Source organism: Streptococcus orisratti DSM 15617 (assembly GCF_000380105.1).
GTDB classification, from domain to species: domain Bacteria; phylum Bacillota; class Bacilli; order Lactobacillales; family Streptococcaceae; genus Streptococcus; species Streptococcus orisratti.
The window spans coordinates 1-20,127 of the sequence record NZ_KB904449.1 but is presented as its reverse complement, the minus strand read 5'-3'; the positions used below and the strand labels follow the sequence as shown (position 1 = coordinate 20,127).

The 20,127-nt window shown below is 40.4% G+C and carries 24 protein-coding genes; 22 read left to right on the top strand and 2 right to left on the bottom strand.

Features of this window, described 5'->3' with window-relative positions; genetic code table 11:
* Positions 1-57 precede the first annotated feature (57 nt).
* The 16 genes from A3I7_RS0101045 (at position 58) to A3I7_RS0100970 (ending at position 13,471) form a co-directional block, all read left to right on the top strand.
* On the top strand, positions 58-495 hold the full coding sequence (locus A3I7_RS0101045) for a CoA-binding protein (protein WP_018374933.1): 438 nt from the start codon (positions 58-60) through the stop codon (positions 493-495).
* A gap of 73 nt (positions 496-568) precedes the next feature.
* On the top strand, positions 569-1,069 hold the full coding sequence (gene perR, locus A3I7_RS0101040; protein WP_018374932.1) for a peroxide-responsive transcriptional repressor PerR: 501 nt from the start codon (positions 569-571) through the stop codon (positions 1,067-1,069).
* 136 nt (positions 1,070-1,205) lie between these two features.
* Complete coding sequence (gene rpsO, locus A3I7_RS0101035; RefSeq protein WP_018164109.1) at positions 1,206-1,475, top strand: 30S ribosomal protein S15; 270 nt, start codon at positions 1,206-1,208, stop codon at positions 1,473-1,475.
* A 538-nt stretch (positions 1,476-2,013) separates the two neighbouring features.
* Entirely contained in the window at positions 2,014-3,195 is a 1,182-nt protein-coding gene (locus A3I7_RS0101030) for an MFS transporter (RefSeq protein WP_018374930.1), read from the top strand.
* Between the two features lie 80 nt (positions 3,196-3,275).
* The gene (locus tag A3I7_RS0101025; RefSeq protein ID WP_018374929.1) at positions 3,276-3,509 is read left to right on the top strand and encodes a GlsB/YeaQ/YmgE family stress response membrane protein; all 234 of its coding nucleotides are present in this window, start codon (positions 3,276-3,278) and stop codon (positions 3,507-3,509) included.
* Between the two features lie 15 nt (positions 3,510-3,524).
* Positions 3,525-4,064, top strand: a complete 540-nt coding sequence (locus tag A3I7_RS0101020; protein WP_018374928.1) for a ClbS/DfsB family four-helix bundle protein — start codon at positions 3,525-3,527, stop codon at positions 4,062-4,064.
* Positions 4,065-4,472: 408 nt separating this feature from the next.
* Positions 4,473-6,677, top strand: a complete 2,205-nt coding sequence (pnp, locus tag A3I7_RS0101015; protein ID WP_018374927.1) for a polyribonucleotide nucleotidyltransferase — start codon at positions 4,473-4,475, stop codon at positions 6,675-6,677.
* 37 nt (positions 6,678-6,714) lie between these two features.
* Positions 6,715-7,470, top strand: coding sequence for an SseB family protein (locus A3I7_RS0101010; RefSeq protein WP_026217063.1), 756 nt, complete (start codon positions 6,715-6,717; stop codon positions 7,468-7,470).
* A 75-nt stretch (positions 7,471-7,545) separates the two neighbouring features.
* Positions 7,546-8,169, top strand: a complete 624-nt coding sequence (gene cysE / locus A3I7_RS0101005) for a serine O-acetyltransferase (RefSeq protein WP_018374925.1) — start codon at positions 7,546-7,548, stop codon at positions 8,167-8,169.
* A 12-nt stretch (positions 8,170-8,181) separates the two neighbouring features.
* Entirely contained in the window at positions 8,182-9,048 is an 867-nt protein-coding gene (locus tag A3I7_RS0101000) for a GNAT family N-acetyltransferase (protein ID WP_018374924.1), read from the top strand.
* Positions 9,049-9,058: 10 nt separating this feature from the next.
* Positions 9,059-9,817: a nucleoside phosphorylase gene (locus A3I7_RS0100995; protein ID WP_018374923.1), complete on the top strand. Its 759-nt coding sequence runs from the start codon at positions 9,059-9,061 to the stop codon at positions 9,815-9,817.
* A 2-nt stretch (positions 9,818-9,819) separates the two neighbouring features.
* Positions 9,820-10,005 carry a hypothetical protein gene (locus A3I7_RS0100990; protein WP_018374922.1) on the top strand — a complete coding sequence of 62 codons (186 nt, stop codon included), beginning with the start codon at positions 9,820-9,822 and terminating at the stop codon, positions 10,003-10,005.
* Between the two features lie 20 nt (positions 10,006-10,025).
* On the top strand, positions 10,026-11,372 hold the full coding sequence (cysS, locus tag A3I7_RS0100985; protein ID WP_018374921.1) for a cysteine--tRNA ligase: 1,347 nt from the start codon (positions 10,026-10,028) through the stop codon (positions 11,370-11,372).
* Positions 11,365-11,763, top strand: a complete 399-nt coding sequence (locus A3I7_RS0100980) for a Mini-ribonuclease 3 (protein ID WP_018374920.1) — start codon at positions 11,365-11,367, stop codon at positions 11,761-11,763. The genes cysS and A3I7_RS0100980 overlap by 8 nt, the downstream gene beginning before the upstream one ends.
* Before the next feature lie 86 nt (positions 11,764-11,849).
* On the top strand, positions 11,850-12,755 hold the full coding sequence (locus tag A3I7_RS0100975) for a DUF2268 domain-containing putative Zn-dependent protease (RefSeq protein WP_018374919.1): 906 nt from the start codon (positions 11,850-11,852) through the stop codon (positions 12,753-12,755).
* Positions 12,756-12,763: 8 nt separating this feature from the next.
* Complete coding sequence (locus A3I7_RS0100970) at positions 12,764-13,471, top strand: MerR family transcriptional regulator (RefSeq protein ID WP_026217062.1); 708 nt, start codon at positions 12,764-12,766, stop codon at positions 13,469-13,471.
* 179 nt (positions 13,472-13,650) lie between these two features.
* Here A3I7_RS0100970 and A3I7_RS0100965 read toward each other — a convergent pair whose 3' ends face one another.
* Positions 13,651-14,286, bottom strand: a complete 636-nt coding sequence (locus A3I7_RS0100965; RefSeq protein ID WP_018374917.1) for a GyrI-like domain-containing protein — start codon at positions 14,284-14,286, stop codon at positions 13,651-13,653.
* A 1-nt stretch (position 14,287) separates the two neighbouring features.
* A complete protein-coding gene (locus A3I7_RS0100960; protein WP_018374916.1) occupies positions 14,288-14,806 on the bottom strand; it encodes a PadR family transcriptional regulator in 519 nt (172 codons plus the stop codon).
* A 132-nt stretch (positions 14,807-14,938) separates the two neighbouring features.
* Between A3I7_RS0100960 and rlmB the strand changes: the two genes are divergently transcribed.
* The 6 genes from rlmB to A3I7_RS12270 all read left to right on the top strand — a co-directional run.
* Complete coding sequence (gene rlmB, locus A3I7_RS0100955; protein ID WP_018374915.1) at positions 14,939-15,676, top strand: 23S rRNA (guanosine(2251)-2'-O)-methyltransferase RlmB; 738 nt, start codon at positions 14,939-14,941, stop codon at positions 15,674-15,676.
* Between the two features lie 99 nt (positions 15,677-15,775).
* The gene (locus tag A3I7_RS0100950) at positions 15,776-16,288 is read left to right on the top strand and encodes an NYN domain-containing protein (protein ID WP_018374914.1); all 513 of its coding nucleotides are present in this window, start codon (positions 15,776-15,778) and stop codon (positions 16,286-16,288) included.
* Positions 16,289-16,388: 100 nt separating this feature from the next.
* A complete protein-coding gene (locus A3I7_RS0100945; RefSeq protein WP_018374913.1) occupies positions 16,389-17,249 on the top strand; it encodes a DegV family protein in 861 nt (286 codons plus the stop codon).
* Positions 17,250-17,521: 272 nt separating this feature from the next.
* Positions 17,522-18,517, top strand: coding sequence for a hypothetical protein (locus A3I7_RS0100940; protein ID WP_018374912.1), 996 nt, complete (start codon positions 17,522-17,524; stop codon positions 18,515-18,517).
* Positions 18,518-19,115: 598 nt separating this feature from the next.
* Complete coding sequence (locus A3I7_RS0100930) at positions 19,116-19,514, top strand: DUF1310 family protein (RefSeq protein ID WP_018374910.1); 399 nt, start codon at positions 19,116-19,118, stop codon at positions 19,512-19,514.
* A gap of 9 nt (positions 19,515-19,523) precedes the next feature.
* The coding region (locus A3I7_RS12270; RefSeq protein ID WP_018374909.1) for a hypothetical protein at positions 19,524-20,127 on the top strand (604 nt) is incomplete at its 3' end.

The window sequence follows — 20,127 nt, the reverse complement described above, 5'->3', positions numbered from 1 at the left end:
CATGCGTAGTCGTTTGCTTTGTGATATACTAAAGAAAACACTTTCAAGGAGTTGTCTATGTACTCATTTCAAAATCCTAGTCAAGACGTGATTTTTAGTTATATCAAAGGTGCTAAGACCATTGCAGTTGTTGGTCTTTCTAATCGTGAAGAGACGGCGGCCTATCGTGTTTCTAAACTCATGCAAGAAGCTGGCTACACGATTATTCCTGTCAATCCAAAGTTGGCTGGTTCTGAGGTTCTAGGAGAAAAAGTTTATGCCTGTCTGCAAGATATTCCTATTCATGTGGACATTGTTGATGTTTTCAGACGTAGCGAGTTTTTGCCTGACGTGGCTAAGGATTTTATCCAAACTGATGCGGACGTTTTCTGGGCACAGCTTAGTTTAGAAAATGAAGAAGCAGAACAAATCCTACGAACAGCGGGTTGTCAAAAGATTGTCATGAATCGCTGTTTAAAGATTGAGTATCTTGAAATGCTTGATGGTGGGAATTAGTCAAGTTTTCTTTCTGTGAAAATGCTAAAAATATGGTATAATTACTTCTGATAATTCACAAAGGAGAGGGGAAATGGACATTCATACTCATCATCACCAAACTTTAGATGCCTATGAAAATGTTCTGGAGCACCTCAGAGAAAAACACATTCGAATTACAGAAACACGCAAGGCAATCATTGCTTATATGGTCAACAGCCGTGAGCATCCAAGTGCGGAAAAAATATATAATGACTTATTGCCAGAATATCCTAATATGAGTTTGGCAACTGTCTATAACAATCTCAAAGTTCTCGTGGACGAAGGTTTTGTAACAGAACTGAAACTCTGCAATTATAGCACAACCTACTATGATTTTATGGGGCACCAGCATGTCAATATTGTCTGTGAGTCTTGTGGAAAAATTGCTGATTTTATGGATGCAGATGTGATTGATGTCTCAAAGGAAGCTCATGAACAGACGGGTTATCAAGTTACTAGAATTCAGTTAACAGCTTACGGAATCTGCCCAGATTGTCAAGCTAAATTGAAGAAAAACCTACCCAATAGCTCTATTAGCAAATTGAGAAAATAAAATGCAGATGGTCGGAGTTGACGAAGCTCGGCCATTTTGCTAAAATATAAGAAGCCTAAAGGCTAGTAACTTCTTCTTGGTTATGGGAACTGCCAAAACCCATCACTCGGATGAAGCATATAAAGGAGAAAATATTATGGCAATCTCAAAAGAGAAAAAAAATGAAATCATCGCTCAATACGCACGTCACGAAGGCGACACAGGTTCAGTTGAAGTTCAAGTAGCTGTTCTTACTTGGGAAATCAACCACCTTAACGACCATATCAAACAACACAAAAAAGACCACGCAACTTACCGTGGTTTGATGAAAAAAATTGGTCACCGTCGTAACTTGTTGGCATACCTTCGCCGCACAGACGTTAACCGTTATCGTGAATTGATTGCTTCACTTGGCCTCCGTCGCTAATCAGACGCAAGAAAAAAGCAACTCAACAGCAAAACGCCCGAAATAAGATTTCGAGGCGTTTTTTGAATGTTACGCCGCAATAACAATCAATCAAACAATTGCAGATAGAATTGAAATTCATCAAATCAATTCAGTCTGAATTAAGGTAAGGTGAACTCAACATGCTAGCATGTTGAGAAGTGCCAAATCAGTGTTGGTTTTTATTAATCATCTGGACTACTATATAAGAATGGTTTAGTTCATAGAAAAAACAATACTTGAAAAGAACACTTAGCTTCTAGCTTTTCTGTTGTTCTTTGACTAGCATTTGGGTTAAGAACCTGTATTCACAAGTGAAGTGTTTATAGATAAGAGATCGTTTTTCGCTAATCAAGGCAGTTTTGTGAGAGAATACTGACTGTATTTTGAAAAAAAGGTTCTAAGTTGTCAGTTCATATTTGACTTGTGAACAGGCTCTCAGGCTCAATCTTTTGGAGAAAGAGTGTTGCCAAGTAAAGGATTTTCTTATATACTGAAAAGAAAAACTTGAAAGACTTTTATGAAAATTATTCTTGAAAAAATTAGCCTTTTAGGGTTGTCCTTTATGTTGGTTTCAACCTTTGCCATTTCTCCTTTGTTGCCGGAAATGACAGCAGCTTATACAGCAGCAGGGATTTCGCTGAATCAAATTGATTTTTTGTTATCGGTTCCCTCTTTTATGATTATAGCTGTGCTTTTAGCAAGCCCTTATCTCAGTCGCTTTTTGACCGAGAAGTTGATTTTTGTTCTAGGTTTGCTCTGCATTTCACTCGGGGGAAGTTTGCCGGCTCTAACTCAGGATTATCCATTAGTTTTAATGTCCCGTCTGGTCTTGGGACTGGGAATTGGGCTAATCAATGAACGTGCTATTACTATCATTAGTCAGCATTATTCGGGCTCAGAACGTGCTAAAATGTTGGGAATCCGGGGATCGACGGAGGTTTTGGGTTCAGCCACCTTAACCTTTCTAGCTGGGCAATTGCTACGCGGGTCTTGGTCGTCAGGCTTCTTAATTTATCTGCTAGGCTTACCATTGTTAGGATTTTACCTGTTATTTGGAAATGCAAAATCTGATGACAAGTCTAAAGTTGCCAACCATCCTAAAAAAGCAAAAACTGCTTTATCAGCAAGGCAGGTATGGCACATTGTTTTCATGGCACTCTACGCTGGTTCGGTGATTTTAATTAACACTGGAATCACCATCCGCCTACCTATGTTGGCGGAAGAGCTTAAGTTAGGAACAGCTATCGACTCTAGTCTAATTTTGAGTTTGATGATGTTGATGGGGATTTTGGCTGGAACGCTCTTTGCCAGTTTGATGGCTCACTTTAGGCAGTTCCTGCAACCTTTGGTTATTTTGGCTCTTGCGCTAGGTTTGGTGCTCATTTGGTTGGCTCCTAATTTAGTATTTTTGGCAATAGGTGCCCTAACAACTGGATTTGTTTACAGCATAGGTGTAACGTCGGTTTTTCACAGGCTTTCAGAAATATTGAGAACTAACCAATTAGCTTTGGGGACTACGCTTGTTTTGTTGGGCTGTAATCTGGGTGGCGGTATGGCTGCATCGGTAGTTTCTTTCTTGTCAGCTATGAGTGGTAGCAATTCAAATCTGTTTTTAACATTGGCAATCTTATGCTTCATTGCAGGACTTGTTCTGCTTTTGCCACTCCTTGTAAAGCGTCAGCCAGATAGGGCAATATAATTAGCTTTGCTATGTTTAAAAAAACGAAGTTAATACTTTTATGGTATACTAAAGAAAAAATGATATAAGGAGAGAGATATATGCTTTGGTCAATGTTAATTGGTGTTTTAATTGGAGCGATTGCAGGTGCAATCACCAACCGTGGTGAGTCTATGGGCTGTTTTACCAAGATGTTCGCAGGCTGGATTGGTTCATCTGTCGGGCAAGCTTTGTTTGGCTACTGGGGACCATCATTGGCAGGTATGGCGCTTGTTCCATCAGTGCTAGGGGCTATCATTGTCATTGCTGTGGTGGATCTTTTCTTTGGAAATTAGAAGGCCGGTGACTCTATGCCTAGACCAACATGTAAAAGTGATTTGCTAGAGGCTTCTCAGGTAAATTTCGCTAAACTTTGGGGCTTGTTGGAGTATGTGGAAGCTGAAAATATTACCACTAGACTTGATTTTTCTGATGGGCCTAAGCGTAAGGAAGCTCATTGGGCGCGCGATAAAGATGTTAAGGACGTTCTTATTCACCTTTATGAATGGCATCAGCTTTTGATTGCTTTCGTGATGAATAATCAAGCAGGCCAAGCACAGCCTTTTCTTCCAGAACCCTACAATTGGCGTACTTACGGTGAAATAAATATCAGCTTTGTTAAAAAACATGAAAAGACGACTTTAGAGGAAGCGAAGAGTCTTTTGCAGGACAGTCATGGCAGAGCATTGCAGCTGGTAGAGAGTTTTTCAAATGAGGAGCTATTCACCAAAAATATCTTTGGATGGACAGGGAATAATACATTAGGTTCTTATTTCGTTTCCTCAATGTCTAGTCACTACGATTGGGCTATTAAGAAGTTGAATGCCCATATTAAGAACCTGTATTCATAGTCCGACACTTCTATCTAAGGCTAGTTTTTCAGCTACTCATCGTTAGTTTTTTCAAGATACAGTCAGCATTCTCTCAAAAAACTGCCTTGATTAGCGAAAAACTATCTCTTATATAAAATCACTTCACTTGTGAATACAGGTTCTAAGAAACAAAGGCAATAAAGACAGCAATTTTTCGAGTTGCTGTCTTTAGTTATTTGTTAGGTTGTTTGGTAAAAATGTTCATCCTATTCACACCGCTCCCATTTTGTATAAAAATCCCTGTTAGAAGCCCTGCTATTCTTGCGAAAATATGGTAAAATAGTGAAGATACGTAGTTTTATGCAAAGACGAGTTTACGAGATTTTTGTAGGTTGGTCTTTGTAGAAAACAGACGTGTCAAAAAAATCAATTTTTAGGAGTTAAAAGATGTCAAAACAAACTTTTGAAATGACCTTTGCGGGAAAACCCCTTGTGGTTGAAATTGGTCAAGTAGCTAAGCAGGCTAATGGCGCAGCAGTAGTGCGTTATGGTGAATCAACGGTGCTTACTGCGGCAGTTATGTCTAAAAAAATGGCAACGGGTGATTTCTTTCCGCTACAAGTTAACTATGAAGAAAAGATGTATGCTGCCGGTAAATTCCCCGGTGGCTTCATGAAGCGTGAAGGTCGTCCCTCAACGGATGCAACCTTGACCGCACGTCTCATTGACCGTCCAATCCGCCCAATGTTTGCGGAAGGTTTCCGCAATGAAGTTCAGGTAATCAATACTGTCCTTTCCTATGATGAAGATGCTAGCGCTCCAATGGCAGCTATGTTTGGTTCTTCATTGGCTTTATCTATCTCAGATATTCCATTCAACGGCCCAATTGCTGGTGTACAAGTGGCTTACATTGATGGAGAGTACATCATCAACCCAACGGCTGCGCAAAAAGAAGCTTCGCTATTAGAACTGACCGTGGCGGGGACTAAAGATGCCATCAACATGGTAGAGTCAGGTGCTAAGGAATTGTCAGAAGACATCATGCTTGAGGCTCTGCTCAAAGGCCATGAAGCTGTTCGCGAATTGATCGCCTTCCAAGAAAAAATCGTCGCTGCAGTCGGTAAGGAAAAAGCAGAAGTAGAACTCTTGCAAGTGGATGCTGAGCTCCAAGCTGAAATCATCGCAGCCTACAACACTGATTTGCAAGCTGCTGTTCAAGTTGAAGAAAAGAAAGCGCGTGAAGCTGCGACCGAAACTGTCAAAGAACGTGTAACCGCTGAGTACGAAGAGCGTTATGCTGAGCATGAAGAACACGACCGTATTATGCGTGATGTGGCTGAGATTTTGGAACAAATGGAACACGCAGAGGTGCGTCGTCTTATTACAGAAGACAAAATTCGTCCCGATGGTCGTAAAGTTGATGAGATTCGTCCGTTGGATGCCGAAATTGATTTCTTGCCAAAAGTACATGGCTCAGGTCTCTTTACACGTGGGCAAACGCAAGCTTTGTCTGTCTTGACTTTGGCACCTATGGGGGACACGCAGATTATTGATGGTCTTGACCCTGAGTATAAAAAACGTTTCTTGCATCACTACAATTTCCCACAATATTCTGTTGGAGAGACTGGTCGTTATGGTGCAGCTGGTCGTCGTGAGATTGGTCACGGGGCCCTTGGTGAGCGTGCTCTTGCTCAAGTTCTTCCGAGCTTGGAAGAATTTCCGTATGCTATCCGCTTGGTGGCAGAAGTATTGGAATCTAATGGGTCATCATCTCAGGCTTCTATCTGTGCGGGTACGTTGGCTCTTATGGCTGGTGGTGTGCCAATTAAGGCACCAGTTGCTGGTATTGCTATGGGGCTCATCTCAGATGGTACAAACTATACCGTTTTGACAGATATTCAAGGTTTGGAAGACCACTTTGGTGATATGGACTTTAAGGTTGCTGGTACTCGTGAGGGGATTACAGCTCTGCAAATGGACATCAAGATTGAAGGGATTACACCGCAAATCTTGGAAGAAGCTTTGGCTCAAGCCAAGAAGGCCCGTTTTGAAATTCTTGACTTGATTGAAGCAACGATCCCAGCACCTCGTGCAGAATTGGCTCCTACAGCACCTAAGATTGACACCATCAAGATTGATGTGGATAAAATCAAGATTGTTATTGGTAAAGGTGGCGAAACCATCGATAAGATTATCGCAGAAACTGGCGTTAAGATTGATATTGATGAAGAAGGTAATGTAGCTATCTATTCTTCTGATCAGGATGCTATTAACCGTACTAAAGAAATTATCACAGAACTTGTTCGTGAAGCTAAGGTTGATGATGTTTACCATGCCAAAGTTGTTCGTATCGAAAAGTTTGGTGCCTTTGTTAACCTCTTCAACACAACAGATGCCTTGGTTCATATTTCAGAAATTGCCTGGACACGCACAACAAATGTTGAAGATGTTCTTGCTGTCGGAGATGAAGTGGATGTTAAGGTTATCAAAATCGATGACAAAGGGCGCATTGATGCCTCTATGAAGGCTTTGCTTCCTCGTCCACCTAAGGCTGAAAAAGCAGAAGGGGAACAAAAAGAACGTAAAAGTCATCATAAAGACAGAAAAGGTCCTTTTGGCGGACATTTACGTGAACGCAAAGATAAAGAATAAATCTTTACAAAAAAGAGAAACAAATAAGGTAGAAAAAATGACAAACACAAATGAACTTGATATTCGCCTACGAGCTTTTATCAATGCCCCAGATAATTTTTTAGATAGTATTGCTCTAGTAAATGCCCTCCATAACAATCCAGTCTGGGCCAGTGATAGGCCTTATGCCCTTGAAATTGATGGGCAACGTGTGACACCTGTATTCACAGATAAGAATGACCTTGAGATTTTTAAAGTTTCTCAGCTTAGTGCCCAAGAACAAAATTGGGTAGAACGTTCGGCCTTGGAGGTTTTAGAGGAAGTTATCGTCAAGGGGCTGACAGGACTGGTTTTCAACCTCAAGAAAACAGGTGATTTTGGCAATTCAACTATCTTCAAAAGCAGCGAGTTTGTCCAATTTTTAAATAGTTTTACGGCAATTTTGAATACATTGATGGGTGATGAAAATCTAAAAGCTGATACGATGGATAAATATTATTTGGTGCCAGCCTTTGTACATCCACGTGAAGATGGTAATTTTGACCGCATGTTCCCAACGATGTCAACACCAGAAGGTCAGAGTTATGTTCCAGCTTTTTCAAACCTTCAAAGTTTTGCCAAGTGGTATAATCATAAGGATTTTGGGACACCTTTTAGAAAAGCCAATGGAACTATTTTGACTTGGAAGGTTGAGGATATTTATCAACCAGGACACGGTGCTAATGATATTGATGAAACGGTTGGCGTTGTTATCAATCCTTTTGATGATCAACAAATTTTGATTAATTGGTCAGAAGTAGAGGTTGATGATTAAATTAAGTAATATTAGTTGTAGTTAGGGATAGGTGTTGGCGTTGTCCTTGGAACTATCCCTTAGGAAGGAGGAGCCGTGGGTTGGTGGAAAGAAAGTATTGATATTGTTAAAGAATTGGATCCTGCGGCGCGTTCGGGGTTAGAGGTCATATTAACTTATCCAGGTTTAAAGGCGTTAGCAGCTCATCGCCTTTCGCATTTTTTGTGGAAGCATAATTTTAAGTTACTAGCGAGGATGCATAGTCAATTTTGGCGTTTTTGGACTCAGATTGAAATTCATCCGGGAGCTGAAATTGCCAGTGGTGTTTTTATAGATCACGGTTCGGGTCTGGTTATTGGAGAGACGGCGATTGTTGAGAAAGGTGTCATGCTTTATCACGGTGTTACCCTTGGTGGAACAGGTAAGGATGTCGGCAAACGTCATCCGACTGTTCGTGAAGGAGCACTTGTTTCGGCTCACGCTCAGGTTATTGGTCCAATTGAAATTGGGAAAAATGCCAAGGTTGGTGCTGGAGCAGTAGTGGTATCAGATGTTCCAGCGGATGTTACAGTTGTCGGGATTCCTGCTAAAGTTGTTCGTGTCCATGGTAAAAAGGATGACTTGGTTATTCATCAGATTGAAGAAGAACGCGAATCACACTATTACACTAATAAGTTAGAGGAGCTGCGGGATCGTAGCCATCGATCGTCAAATCTCTAGGAGGATTGCTTTATGTTGAAGGCGGTAAGTCACCTAACTGATGAAGAACTGCTAGCTACCAGACAGCTTATTCGTGTCTGTCAGGCACATGATAAGACTTATAGAGATCCGTACCTTTCAAGTATGCTCAACTTTGATCCTGACATGCCCGCCTTCTTTCTCTACTATGAAGGACAGAAGTTGCTCGGCTTGTTGACAGTTTATGCGGATGATGAAAATGCAGAGCTGGCGATATTAGTTCACCCTGATTATCGTCGCAAAGGCATTGCTAGACAGCTCTTTACTCGATTTCAAGAAGAGACCAAGTCCTATCCTATTGCATCAATTACTTTCCAAACGGAGCGCGTTTTTTTGGAGAAAAATCCTAAATTGATTGGGCACTGGAATTTGGTAGAAGATACAGAAACCGAGACTTGGTTGGGAAGAGACCGACAGCCTTATGACTTTGAAATACGTTCTGACGTTCACGTTCAACTGGCTGATAATAGTCACCAAGATGCCATTGCGCAGATTCATTTTGAGGCTTTTGCTGAACCTAGTGAGACTAGCGAGGTCAGCCAGCGCTATATCAAGGAAGCTCTGAAAGACCCCAATAGTCTGCTATATGTCTTGTTTAAGGACAATCAGCTAGTGGCCTGCTGTACGGTGGATTTGTCCAGTGATATGAATTACCTTTACGGTTTGGCTGTTGCAGAGGATTTTCGTGGTCAAGGTCTGGGCACCTATCTCGTGCAGAACTTGGTTAATGACCTGATTGACAAAAATACCAAGACTTTCCAAATCGCGGTGAATGATGATAATCGAGGTGCCAAGCATCTTTATGAAAAGATTGGCTTTACCAAGCAAACCGAAGTAGTTTACCTAGATTCCCCAAAATGAGGAGGTGCTTATGCTATTAACAGAATTCGAACCAGGACGAGCGGTCATTGAGCCTCATCTGGCGAGTGATGCAGAAGTGAAAGAAGTCTGTGATACGCTGATTTTTTCCTTTAACGGTGAAATCGTCAATCGCATGAAGGAGATGGCAGGTATTCACGAGGGAGGCTCCATTTATAGTCTGAATGGTAGGCACCCCTGGTACATCTATGAAAAGACTGGTGTTAAAATTGCGGTAACGATGGCTCCAATTGGAGCTTCTATGGCTGTCGGTCAGCTGGAAGAACTCAAAGCTGTCGGTTTCAAAAACATTATCGTCCTTGGTTCCTGTGGGGGTTTGGATAAGAGAATTGAGGCGGATAAGATTCTCATTCCAAGTGTGGCTCTGCGTGATGAGGGGACAAGTTACCACTACGCCCCGGCTAGTGATGAAATCTCTTATAATGAAGCTCTGCTATTGACCATGGAAAAGGCTTTTAATAATGCTGGAATCGAGCATGTGCGGGCCAAGACCTGGACGACGGATGCTTTTTATCGAGAAACAGCTGATAAAGTTAAACGTCGTATGGCAGTTGGTGCAGAGGTCGTTGATATGGAAGCTTCAGCACTCATGGCATGGGCACAATTTCGACGGGCCAATGTTTATCAATTTTTTTATACAGCTGATTACGTTGATCACCATAACGAAGAATGGGATAAGCGACATGAGGAGCGCACAGCTGATGTCATGACTTTTTTTGAGGTAGCATTAGCAATTGCGAAGGAATTATAGAAATGAAAAAATTTTTACTGAAGAATTGGTATTTTATTTTAATGGTGGTGTTGAGTCTTATCAATACGGCTCTGCAATTCGCAGTTGCTCATGTCTTTGAGGGGCTTATCTGGTTATTGGCTAGTTTTATCTGGATTATTGTGCTCATTGTTCGTTATCTTTCTTACCGCAAAATTCCTAAAACTTAACTTGCTGAGAGGATTTTAAAATGACAATTAAACTTTATGATACCATGACCCGAAGTCTGCGTGAATTTGTACCGATTCATGATAATACGGTCAACATGTATGTCTGCGGACCAACGGTTTATAACTATATTCACATTGGGAATGCCCGTAGCGTCGTGGCTTTTGATACCATTCGTCGATACTTTGAGTATCGTGGTTACAAGGTGAATTATATTTCCAATTTTACGGATGTTGACGATAAAATCATCAAAGGTGCGGCTGAAGCTGGCATGGACACCAAGTCTTTCTCAGACAAGTTCATTGCAGCTTTTATGGAAGATGTTAAGCAGCTTGGGGTTAAGCCTGCGACTAAAAATCCACGTGTTATTGATTATATGGATGAAATCATTGATTTTGTGCAGGTTTTGGTGGACAAAGGCTTCGCTTATGAAGCAGACGGTGATGTTTATTTCCGTGTGGCTAAGTCCAGTAATTATGCCAAGTTAGCCAACAAAACTCTAGCAGACCTTGAAGTGGGTGCTAGTGGTCGTGTGGATGGCGAAGGCGACATCAAGGAAAATCCGCTTGATTTTGCTCTCTGGAAAGCAGCCAAGCCAGGCGAAGTCTCTTGGTCAAGTCCTTGGGGGCAAGGACGTCCTGGCTGGCACATTGAATGTTCGGTTATGGCGACGGAAATCCTCGGTGATACCATTGACGTTCACGGTGGTGGAGCAGACTTGGAATTTCCACACCACACCAATGAAATTGCACAGTCGGAAGCCAAGACAGGCAAGACTTTTGCTAATTACTGGATGCACAACGGTTTCGTCAATGTGGACAATGAAAAAATGTCTAAATCACTTGGCAATTTCGTGACTGTTCACGATATGCTGAAAACTGTTGACGGGCAAGTGCTTCGTTTCTTCCTAGCCACTCAACAATACCGTAAGCCAGTGAATTTTACGGAAAAAGCGGTACACGATGCAGAAGTCAATCTCAAGTATTTGAAAAATACCTACACTCTGCCAGTGGGAGAAGTTACTGACGCTGACCAACTGGCTCGGTTTGTCGCTGACTTTGAGGCGGCTATGAATGATGATTTCAATACCGCTAACGGTATCACAGTCATTTTTGACCTCGCCAAGTGGATTAACTCTGGCAACTATAATCAAACTGTTAAGGATACCTTTGCCAAACTTTTAGCCGTCTTTGGTATTGTCTTTGAAGAGGAAGTGCTAGATGCAGATATTGAAGCCTTGATTAAAGAACGTCAGCTAGCTAGAGCAGCGCGTGATTTTGAAACCGCAGATGCTATTCGTGACCAATTAGCTGCGCAAGGCATCAAGCTTCTTGATACCAAGGATGGTGTGAGGTGGACACGTGACTAAGTCAGTTGATGTCAATCTGATTAATGGGATTGCCCTTGCCTTTGAAGGTGATGCTATTTATTCCACTTATATTCGTAAACACCTGATTTTTCAGGGGCTTACCAAGCCCAATCAACTGCACCGCAAAGCGACTCGCTATGTATCAGCCAAGGCGCAGGCCATGTTGATCACTAAAATGCTGGAAGCGCAGCTATTGACCGAAAAAGAAGAAGATATCTACCGTCGCGGCCGCAATGCCAACAGCCATACCAAGGCTAAAAATACCGATGTCGTCACCTACAAGATGTCAACGGGTTTTGAGGCGGTCATGGGCTATCTTCACATGACTAATCAAGTTGATCGGTTAGAAGAGTTGATTGATTGGTGTATTGAGGTAGTCGAGAATAGTTAAAAACAGTTTTCATCGAAAACTGTTTTTAACGACTTGACTATAACCTTACGTCACCCTTTATACTGTTAGGTATAGGAGGAGAATAAATGACCATTCATATGATTCGTTCAGATAAGGTCTATTGTGATTTGCTGAAAATGCCTATGGCAGAAAGAAGGCCTTATTTTAAAGAACAGGTGCTTGCACCTTTTAAACCAAAATTCTACAAACAGGGAATTCCTTATGAGGCTAAGCAGGTTGGTGGTTTTGATATCATGATGCTACTTTCTTGGATGCATCTTATGCCTGAAATGCTGACAAATCAACATCAAGATGTCGTTGACCGTTTGGATGATGATTTTTGGAAAAAATGTTCCCAAGCTATTCAAGATAGTTTAGCAAGATTTAATGCTTTTCAGTTGCCAGTCCAAGACTATACTTTTACGACATTACTAGCCAATCCAGCTGCACCCATATTGAAAATCAATGATGGTTACAGCGGAGATGGTGGTATTCCCGGCTATATTTTATTGTCTTTGGTACCTAATGTTGATACGTTAAACCGTGTCCAATCTGCGCTAGCTCACGAAATCAACCATAATGTCCGATATCAATTTGTCGACTGGGATGGTGGTTCTCTGAAGGAAATGATTGTGGCAGAAGGTTTAGCAGAGAATTTTGCTGTGCAGATGTATGGCGAAGAAAAGCTGGGTCCTTGGGTGACTAAGACAGATTTAGAGATGCTCAATCAAGTAATCAAACCTTTCCTGCATAAGCACCTTGACGTAAGGGGAATGCAGAAAATCACTGCTTATCTCTATGGCGATGAGATTGCAGCTATGATGGGGCAGGACGAGGTTGGTATGCCCTATTGTGCGGGTTATGCCTGTGGCTATTATTTGGTAAAATACTACTTAGAAAAAACAGGTCAGTCAATTGAAGAAGCAACGCTTTTGCCAGCTTCAGAAATTTTAGCGGAGGTAGAAGAATTTTGGACAGAACCTACACACTAAAAGAAATCATGACCATTACGGGTCTGACCAAACGAACATTGCACTATTACGATCAAATCGGTCTTCTGTCAGCTGGGAAGTTAGCAAATGGTTACCGCACTTACAGTCAGCAGGATTTGATTGACTTGCAGCGGATCCTTTTTCTCAAGGGCTTGGACTTTTCTATTAAAGAAATCCAGCCTTTACTCAAATTCAGCGATGAGGACTTGCGTCCAATTTTAGAAAAGCAGCAAGCAAGCTTAACTCAAAAAATTCAGGATTTACAAAAAAAGAAGGAAGAGTTGGAAAATTTTCTGGCAGGAGCGCTACTGGTTGATCTTGCTGTCTTTGAAAAACCATTGAGCTCCCAATATCAGTCTGAAGCAGAGCTCCGCTATGGAGAAACAAGAGCCTATCAAATCTATCAAGACCGTCAGATGCAACTTAATGCTACTGAAAAAGCTCAGCAGAATGCAAAAATTGAGCAGCAACTTGAGCAAGCTTTTCAAGAATTTAAGCGAGTCAGTTACTTACCGCTTTCGGAAGCAGAAGTAGCGGCAGCTGTTGAACAGTGGAAATCAGCTTTATTAATGGTTAGTGATTTTTCAGATGAAGTCTTGATTTATATTGCGAAATCCTACACCAGTGATCCTCGTTTTGAAGCTTATTTTGCCAAGTATGGCAATCTTGGACTGACAAAATTTATAGCTGAGGCAGTTACTTATCATTTGACTTAGATAAGACAAAGAGTTTGGGATAGATATTCCAAACTCTTTTATAGTACTAGTTAGTTCTCTTTGGAAACCAAAGTGATATACCGTTGCCTTCACCTTATTGTAACTCAGTATTGCTGCGAAGATTTGTCACCAAATCTGAATCTGATTTTCTTTGGCTATAAATAGAGGAATAACGGTATTTAGACGCTCTTCTTAATCGGGTGTCGAAGGACTGTTTTTAATTTTTCTGCTGCTGTTTTACGAACATCCCCTAGGTAAATTTCATGGTGCATGCGCTCAAGCGTGATGTCAAGAACATAACCTTCTTCTTCCATAAATTGATGCATGGCTTCAACGGTTTTAGGTTCATCATTGTAAGGGCCAACATGCATGCATTGGACACACAAGCCTTCATCATAGGTAAAAAATTCTACCTTAGAAAAATCTCGTTTTTTCTTTTTGCTTGCCTGGCTAATAGCCCAGTCAACATTATCTTTGCTTACAAAATCAGGCAGACGAATGACGGAGATAAAAGAAAATTGCTCTTTATGCCCATAATCAACGCCTTCTCTATCCTCCTGCCACCAAAAACCTTCAAGAGGCGGGACAACATAGTCAAAAAATCCCTCTATCTTATAGTCAGTCTTATGGCTCATCTTTAGGGTATAGGCAACCCCATACAGTAACTCAATAGACTCTTTATAGGCACTGTCTTTTTGGTTAGGATCTCCCGTTCCGCGAACGGCTAGATAGTTCATCTTAGGGATAGTGATAATGCTTGGTTTTGTCTTAGGTTGGTAGAATTCTTTAAATTCTTTTTTGAAATCAAAAGCCATTTTAGTCCTCCAGTTTCTGTAATTCTTGCTTGATCCAGTCAAGTTCAGCTTCTAGCAGTGTCTGACCAAGACTGAAGAGTTGTTGGGCGATAGGAGCCTTATGCTGCTCCTTATTTTGTTTGCTTTGCATATCTGCAAGATCGTCCTCTAGCTTTTCCTTTCGCTTGAAAAATGCTGCGCGCAGCTCTTTGACATCTAAAAGATAGGCAGTTGCCAGTCCCGTCATCAGGTGAGCGTTAGCTGGCCTGCGCTCGCTAATGAGTTTCTTAGAATTTGCTTTTAAGGCCTCCAGCCCTTTTTTGGTGATTTGGAATTCCTTTTTCTCCTTTCCTTTGCCGGAAGTAGCAGTTGCCAGTCCTTTCTTCTCTAATTTATCAAGAACATAATAAATTGATGAGAAGCCAACCTCTGTCCATGTGCGCATGCCGCGTTCTTTGATGACTTGCTCGATATGATAGCCATGTTGTGGGCCCTCAAGCAAAATACCAAGAATCAATTGTTCGGTCAGTGAAATGGTCATATAAGTCTCCTATTATTCTAGCACTAGAATAATAATATTCTAGCACTAGAACACTATCTTGTCAACTTGAAATCTTTTTTATTAAGCAAGCTCTGCTTTTCATGCTATAATAACATCATGAAAGAAAAACGAATGAATCAAACTGAGAACACTGATATGGTCTACGGTGTCCATGCTGTAACTGAGGCCCTCCAAGCTAATACCGGCAATAAATTGTACATTCAGGATGACCTGCGTGGCAAGAACGTTGAGAAGATAAAGGATTTGGCGGCAGAGAAGAAAGTCTCCATCTCTTGGACACCTAAAAAAACACTTAGCGATATGACAAATGGTGCTGTGCATCAGGGCTTTGTCTTGCGTGTGTCCGACTTTGCCTATGCTGAACTTGATACGATTTTGGCAAAGGCAGAGCAAGAAGACAATCCCCTCATTCTTATCTTAGATGGTCTCAATGACCCTCATAATTTTGGCTCCATTTTGCGTACGGCTGATGCAACCAATGTGACTGGCATCCTTATCCCTAAGCACCGTGCTGTTGGCGTGACACCTGTTGTTGCTAAAACCTCAACTGGAGCGGTAGAACATGTTCCCATTGCTCGAGTGACCAATCTTAGTCAAACCTTAGATAAGCTCAAGGAAGCTAACTTTTGGATTTTTGGAACCGACATGAACGGCACCCCATCTTACAAATGGAATACCGCAGGGAAACTGGCGCTCATTATCGGCAACGAAGGCAAGGGCATTTCGGCTAATATTAAAAAGCAGGTGGATGAGATGATTACCATTCCTATGGCTGGTCATGTTCAAAGCCTTAATGCCAGTGTTGCGGCGGCTATTCTTATGTATGAAGTCTTCTGCAACAAACTTTGAGTTGATGGCGTTGGTGCTATGTTTTGATGACTGTCAGCACTATTTTCTACGCCAAATAAATCTTTCGCCTCTATTTGCTCAAGACTAGAAAGGACAATCATGAAAAAAAGAATTTTACTGGTTGATGGTTACAACATGATTGCCTTCTGGCAAGAAACGCGTCACCTTTTTAAGACTAATCAACTGGATGAAGCACGAGAGGTGCTTTTGCGTAAACTTCATAATTATGCTCATTTTGAGAATATAGAGGTTATCTGTGTTTTTGATGCCCAGTATGTCCCAGGAGTTCGTCAACGTTACGATAGATTTAAAGTAGATGTTGTTTTTACCGAGGAAAATGAGACAGCAGATTCTTATATTGAGCGTACAGCGGCTCAGCTCAACACACCCCTTAATTTAGTTGAAGTGGCAACTAGCGACCTCAACGAGCAATGGACAATCTTTTCTCAGCGAGCTTTAAGGGTTACTGCCAGAGAAATGGAGCAGCGAGTTAATACGGTTAAATCTGATTTAGATAAGTTATCACGTCAGATTGATCTTAGTAGGCCTCCTCTTAGACCTTGGGATGATCAACAACTTTCTCAACTCAAAAATTTCTTAGAGGATTTATAATTTTCAAGAAAATTCGCCAAGTGCATCTTTTTTTGTTATAATAAGTAAAACTTTGATAATCAAACTAGTTTTGGATAAACGTAAAAGAAATGAGAGACTGATGACATTTAAACTAATAACAGATTCAACGGCAGACTTGGATGAAAATTGGGCAAATACTAATGACGTGGAAATTCTTGGCTTGACCATAACACTTGAAGGTATCACCTATGAAACGGTTGGAAGTCAACGGCTAACTAGTGATGTCCTGCTAGAAAGTATGAAGAATGGGGGCAAACCAACAACTAGTCAGATTAATGTTGGTCAATTTGAAGAGTCTTTTCGACATCATGCTGAAAAAGGAGAGGATGTCCTCTATCTGGCATTCTCATCTGTTTTGTCAGGGACTTATCAGAGTGCAGTAATGGCGAGAGACTTGGTTTTGGAGGAATTTCCAGAAGCCGTTATTGAGATTGTTGATACACTGGCAGCAGCTGGTGGTGAGGGTTATCTTTCAATGCTAGCAGCAGATGCACGTGATCAAGGTCAGACCTTGCAGGCGACTAAACTTATGATTGAGGATATTCTTCCACGTCTGAGAACGTATTTCTTGGTAGATGATCTTTACCATCTGATGCGTGGTGGTCGTCTTTCAAAAAGCTCTGCCATTATCGGAAGTCTAGTGAATATCAAGCCGTTACTCTGGCTGGATGCTTCTGGGAAATTGGTTCCCCTTGCAAAAGTTCGTGGTCGTAAAAAAGGCATGAAAGAAATGGTCGCACAGGCAACACAGGACTTAGGTCATAGCACAGCTATTGTGGCTTATGCGAACGACCTTGAGTCGGCTGAAAGCCTGAAAGAACAACTGCTGGCGCAGGATAAAATTGATAATGTCCTCATCATGCCACTTGGACCAGTTATTTCTTCACATGTCGGACCAGATACTTTAGCTGTTTTTACCATTGGAGCAAATGCAAGATAAGTCACCCCTCTCCAACTAATAGTGATTATAAATGTTTTTGATTTTAGTTGAGTGTAAGGTCCCTAGATAAAATCATTAGTGAACCCTTCAGGGATGCTGATTAAAAGAAAGCGAATACCTTATTAGCTCTGCTATTTCCTCACTTTCCTTCTCAAAAAATAAGGTCGAAAAATAAGGTTCATGCGTTTGTCGTGATATTTTGTGAATATTCATTGAAAATGAGAAGCAAAAAGGATATAATAGAGGAAACGATTACAAAAGGAGACTTTAAAATGAAAAAAATTAGGATTTTACTTTTGCTTCCAGTCTTATTTTTGATTGTGGCTTGCTCTAAGAGTCCGAAAGAGGAGTTTATCTCTCGGATAAAGCAGAATGCTGACCAGGACAAATCAGCTTATCAATTTAGCGTTAAGATTAAGGATATTCAGACAAGTACTTCTGATAATTCAGAAAGTATTGATATGAGTATGTTTAAAGGTGCTTCGCTGAATTTTCAAGTACAGCAAGATTTGAAAAATGAAAAAATAAGCATTTCAACTGATTTATCTAAAATAAATGCAGCATTCCCCAAATTTAATCTTTTTTACGTTAAGGATACGGCCTATCTCAATGCAGATGCCATCACTACTTTCTATGGGTTAGATAGTAAAAATTTTGAGGGTAAATACATTGATTTGGCTGAGTTTTCAAACGAATCTTTCCCTAAATTAAGTGAACTTTCTAAAGAGCAAGATTATTCTTGGATAGAAAAATTATCGGACAAAAAATTCAAAAAAGATGGCGATAAGGTAACAGCCACGCTATCATTTGATGAGTTACTGAAGGTCTACTCAGCTCAAGCTAAGAAAGATGAGGAACTGAAAACTTACATTGATTTAGCTAAAGCATCGGTTTCTGATGACTCCAAGATTACTATGACTCTAGATAAAGATGGCAGTGGGAATGCTGATATTAAGTTGGTTTATGCAAAAGCCCTTAATCTCGGAATTGACTCTATTCATTTGACAATGACTTATAAAAAATCTACCTATAAGGACATTAAAGTTCCAAATAGTAATGCTATTTTATCTCAGGAGGAACTTGGCAAGCTTGTTGAACAAAACTACAAAATGTCAGATGAACAGTTTGAAGGTATCTATAATTCTATTAAAGAAAGTACATCGCTGTACTCAAAAGAAGAACTCCAAGAACTTATTAATAGTTACAAAACTTACTTGACGGATGAGCAATTCAAGAAATTGCAATCACTGCTTGACCAAGTAGCCTAATCAGACTAGTTTTGCTCTATTGAGCAATGACATCAAGTTAAAGATTCTATACCAATATTAATTGGATAGGGTCTTTTATTTTTTACAAAGTGACACAATAAAATCGAAGAGATATCTCATGGTTTATTTTATTAATACCGTGAAGCAGTGTTGGCAAGCAGACTCTTTAGTTTTCTGGGATAATTTCTGAACAATCAGACGAAAGAGTTAGTTATAGTATCTCACAATCTCATTTTTCAAGCCTTTAGTAGTAAGAAAAAATTACTGGGATAACCCTAATGTTGCTGTGTTTGAATGATTGTCTATCTATGACAAAGTATTAAGTGGTATTCTTAGTTAAGATAAGAGAAATCTGGAAGTTTTTAAAAGCTCTCATTGATGCCATATTTCTTGTCCTTAACCTGTATGAGATAAATCCAATTCTTTTATTGGCAACTTGTCACCATACTAAAAGTCAGATTTTAATTTGGGCGAAAAATAAGGTTCTTAATGATTGGCTAAAGGCTGATGCGAATATGGTTCTTCTACGGGACATTATGCTATAATGTTAGCAACCTATTTCTAATTTAATAACAAAACCAACTATAAGGGAGAACAAATGAAAAAGAACATCTGGAAGATGCTATTGCCAATCGCTTTAGTTTGTCTCATCAGCGGAGGAATATTTTATATGGTACACCAACACCAAGTCAAAAAAGAACAAGAACATCAGAAGATGGTCAAGATTGCGACAAGTAAGGAAGCAAAGAAAGTTTATGAAGATTTTATAAAACATGAGGATCCAGACGCCTTTACAAGCAATGGTTTTGTAAAAACATACAAGGTAGATACTTCTAGTCTGAAATATAATCCAATGGGTGGTTTGATGGTTACTGTAATTGTTAACGATAAACAGAATTTGAAAATTAATTTTAACTTAATTGATAATGAAGATGGTACATATTCTTCTGCATACTATGGAATGTCATCAAGACTAGGAGAACAACTAAGAAACTAGGAGGAAGGAATGTTGAAAAAATATGTTAACGATCTAAATTTACAAATAGCAATGAGTGAGTATGATGAAGATAATACTGAAACAGGACATTATGTTATAACTCAGAACAAAATAACAGTCGGTCGTGTCTCCAAAGTCTACGATAACGAACATGGCAATGGTGAGCAAGTTTATGCGGTTGTCTCTGAACAGGAATATGACAAAGATCCCAAAGAGGTCTCGGAGGTTACTGTTCTCTTTCGTGGGTCAACTGGGTTTGGCAATTATAAGATAGACTGGACTCGTATCTTAACCTCTGGTACCACTCCAATTGGGCTGCCAGACCAAACAAGGTCCTCCCTCTCCCAATCTGAACAAATAACTAATACCGATGTTCTTAATGATTGGCTAAAGGCTGATGCGGGGATGGCCTATAATATCCTTAACCCTTCTAAAATAAATGTCACCGCTCAGCTAAAGGATGCTTCCAAGGCCTTTAATGATATTCTAAAAAAATATCCGAATGCTAAAATAAAAACCTACGGACATTCTCTTGGCTCGATGAAGGTTCAGTACGCTTTAGCTAATATGCCTGAAGAAGATACTCACCGCATTATAGGAGGCTGGGCCTATA

Excerpts from the sequence above, each read along its gene's own strand:
- A3I7_RS0100975 (WP_018374919.1), top strand. The coding sequence starts at position 11,850 with ATGACCATTCATATGATTCGTTCAGATAAGGTCTATTGTGATTTGCTG.
- cysS (WP_018374921.1), top strand. The coding sequence starts at position 10,026 with ATGACAATTAAACTTTATGATACCATGACCCGAAGTCTGCGTGAATTT.
- A3I7_RS0101000 (WP_018374924.1), top strand. The coding sequence starts at position 8,182 with ATGTTGAAGGCGGTAAGTCACCTAACTGATGAAGAACTGCTAGCTACC.
- A3I7_RS0100945 (WP_018374913.1), top strand. The coding sequence starts at position 16,389 with ATGACATTTAAACTAATAACAGATTCAACGGCAGACTTGGATGAAAAT.
- rpsO (WP_018164109.1), top strand. The coding sequence starts at position 1,206 with ATGGCAATCTCAAAAGAGAAAAAAAATGAAATCATCGCTCAATACGCA.
- pnp (WP_018374927.1), top strand. The coding sequence starts at position 4,473 with ATGTCAAAACAAACTTTTGAAATGACCTTTGCGGGAAAACCCCTTGTG.
- A3I7_RS0101030 (WP_018374930.1), top strand. The coding sequence starts at position 2,014 with ATGAAAATTATTCTTGAAAAAATTAGCCTTTTAGGGTTGTCCTTTATG.
- A3I7_RS0101025 (WP_018374929.1), top strand. The coding sequence starts at position 3,276 with ATGCTTTGGTCAATGTTAATTGGTGTTTTAATTGGAGCGATTGCAGGT.
- A3I7_RS0101045 (WP_018374933.1), top strand. The coding sequence starts at position 58 with ATGTACTCATTTCAAAATCCTAGTCAAGACGTGATTTTTAGTTATATC.
- rlmB (WP_018374915.1), top strand. The coding sequence starts at position 14,939 with ATGAATCAAACTGAGAACACTGATATGGTCTACGGTGTCCATGCTGTA.
- A3I7_RS0101020 (WP_018374928.1), top strand. The coding sequence starts at position 3,525 with ATGCCTAGACCAACATGTAAAAGTGATTTGCTAGAGGCTTCTCAGGTA.
- A3I7_RS0100960 (WP_018374916.1), bottom strand. The coding sequence starts at position 14,806 with ATGACCATTTCACTGACCGAACAATTGATTCTTGGTATTTTGCTTGAG.
- A3I7_RS0100950 (WP_018374914.1), top strand. The coding sequence starts at position 15,776 with ATGAAAAAAAGAATTTTACTGGTTGATGGTTACAACATGATTGCCTTC.
- A3I7_RS0100940 (WP_018374912.1), top strand. The coding sequence starts at position 17,522 with ATGAAAAAAATTAGGATTTTACTTTTGCTTCCAGTCTTATTTTTGATT.
- A3I7_RS0100970 (WP_026217062.1), top strand. The coding sequence starts at position 12,764 with ATGACCATTACGGGTCTGACCAAACGAACATTGCACTATTACGATCAA.
- A3I7_RS0100930 (WP_018374910.1), top strand. The coding sequence starts at position 19,116 with ATGAAAAAGAACATCTGGAAGATGCTATTGCCAATCGCTTTAGTTTGT.
- perR (WP_018374932.1), top strand. The coding sequence starts at position 569 with ATGGACATTCATACTCATCATCACCAAACTTTAGATGCCTATGAAAAT.
- A3I7_RS0100990 (WP_018374922.1), top strand. The coding sequence starts at position 9,820 with ATGAAAAAATTTTTACTGAAGAATTGGTATTTTATTTTAATGGTGGTG.
- A3I7_RS0100965 (WP_018374917.1), bottom strand. The coding sequence starts at position 14,286 with ATGGCTTTTGATTTCAAAAAAGAATTTAAAGAATTCTACCAACCTAAG.
- A3I7_RS0100995 (WP_018374923.1), top strand. The coding sequence starts at position 9,059 with ATGCTATTAACAGAATTCGAACCAGGACGAGCGGTCATTGAGCCTCAT.
- A3I7_RS0101010 (WP_026217063.1), top strand. The coding sequence starts at position 6,715 with ATGACAAACACAAATGAACTTGATATTCGCCTACGAGCTTTTATCAAT.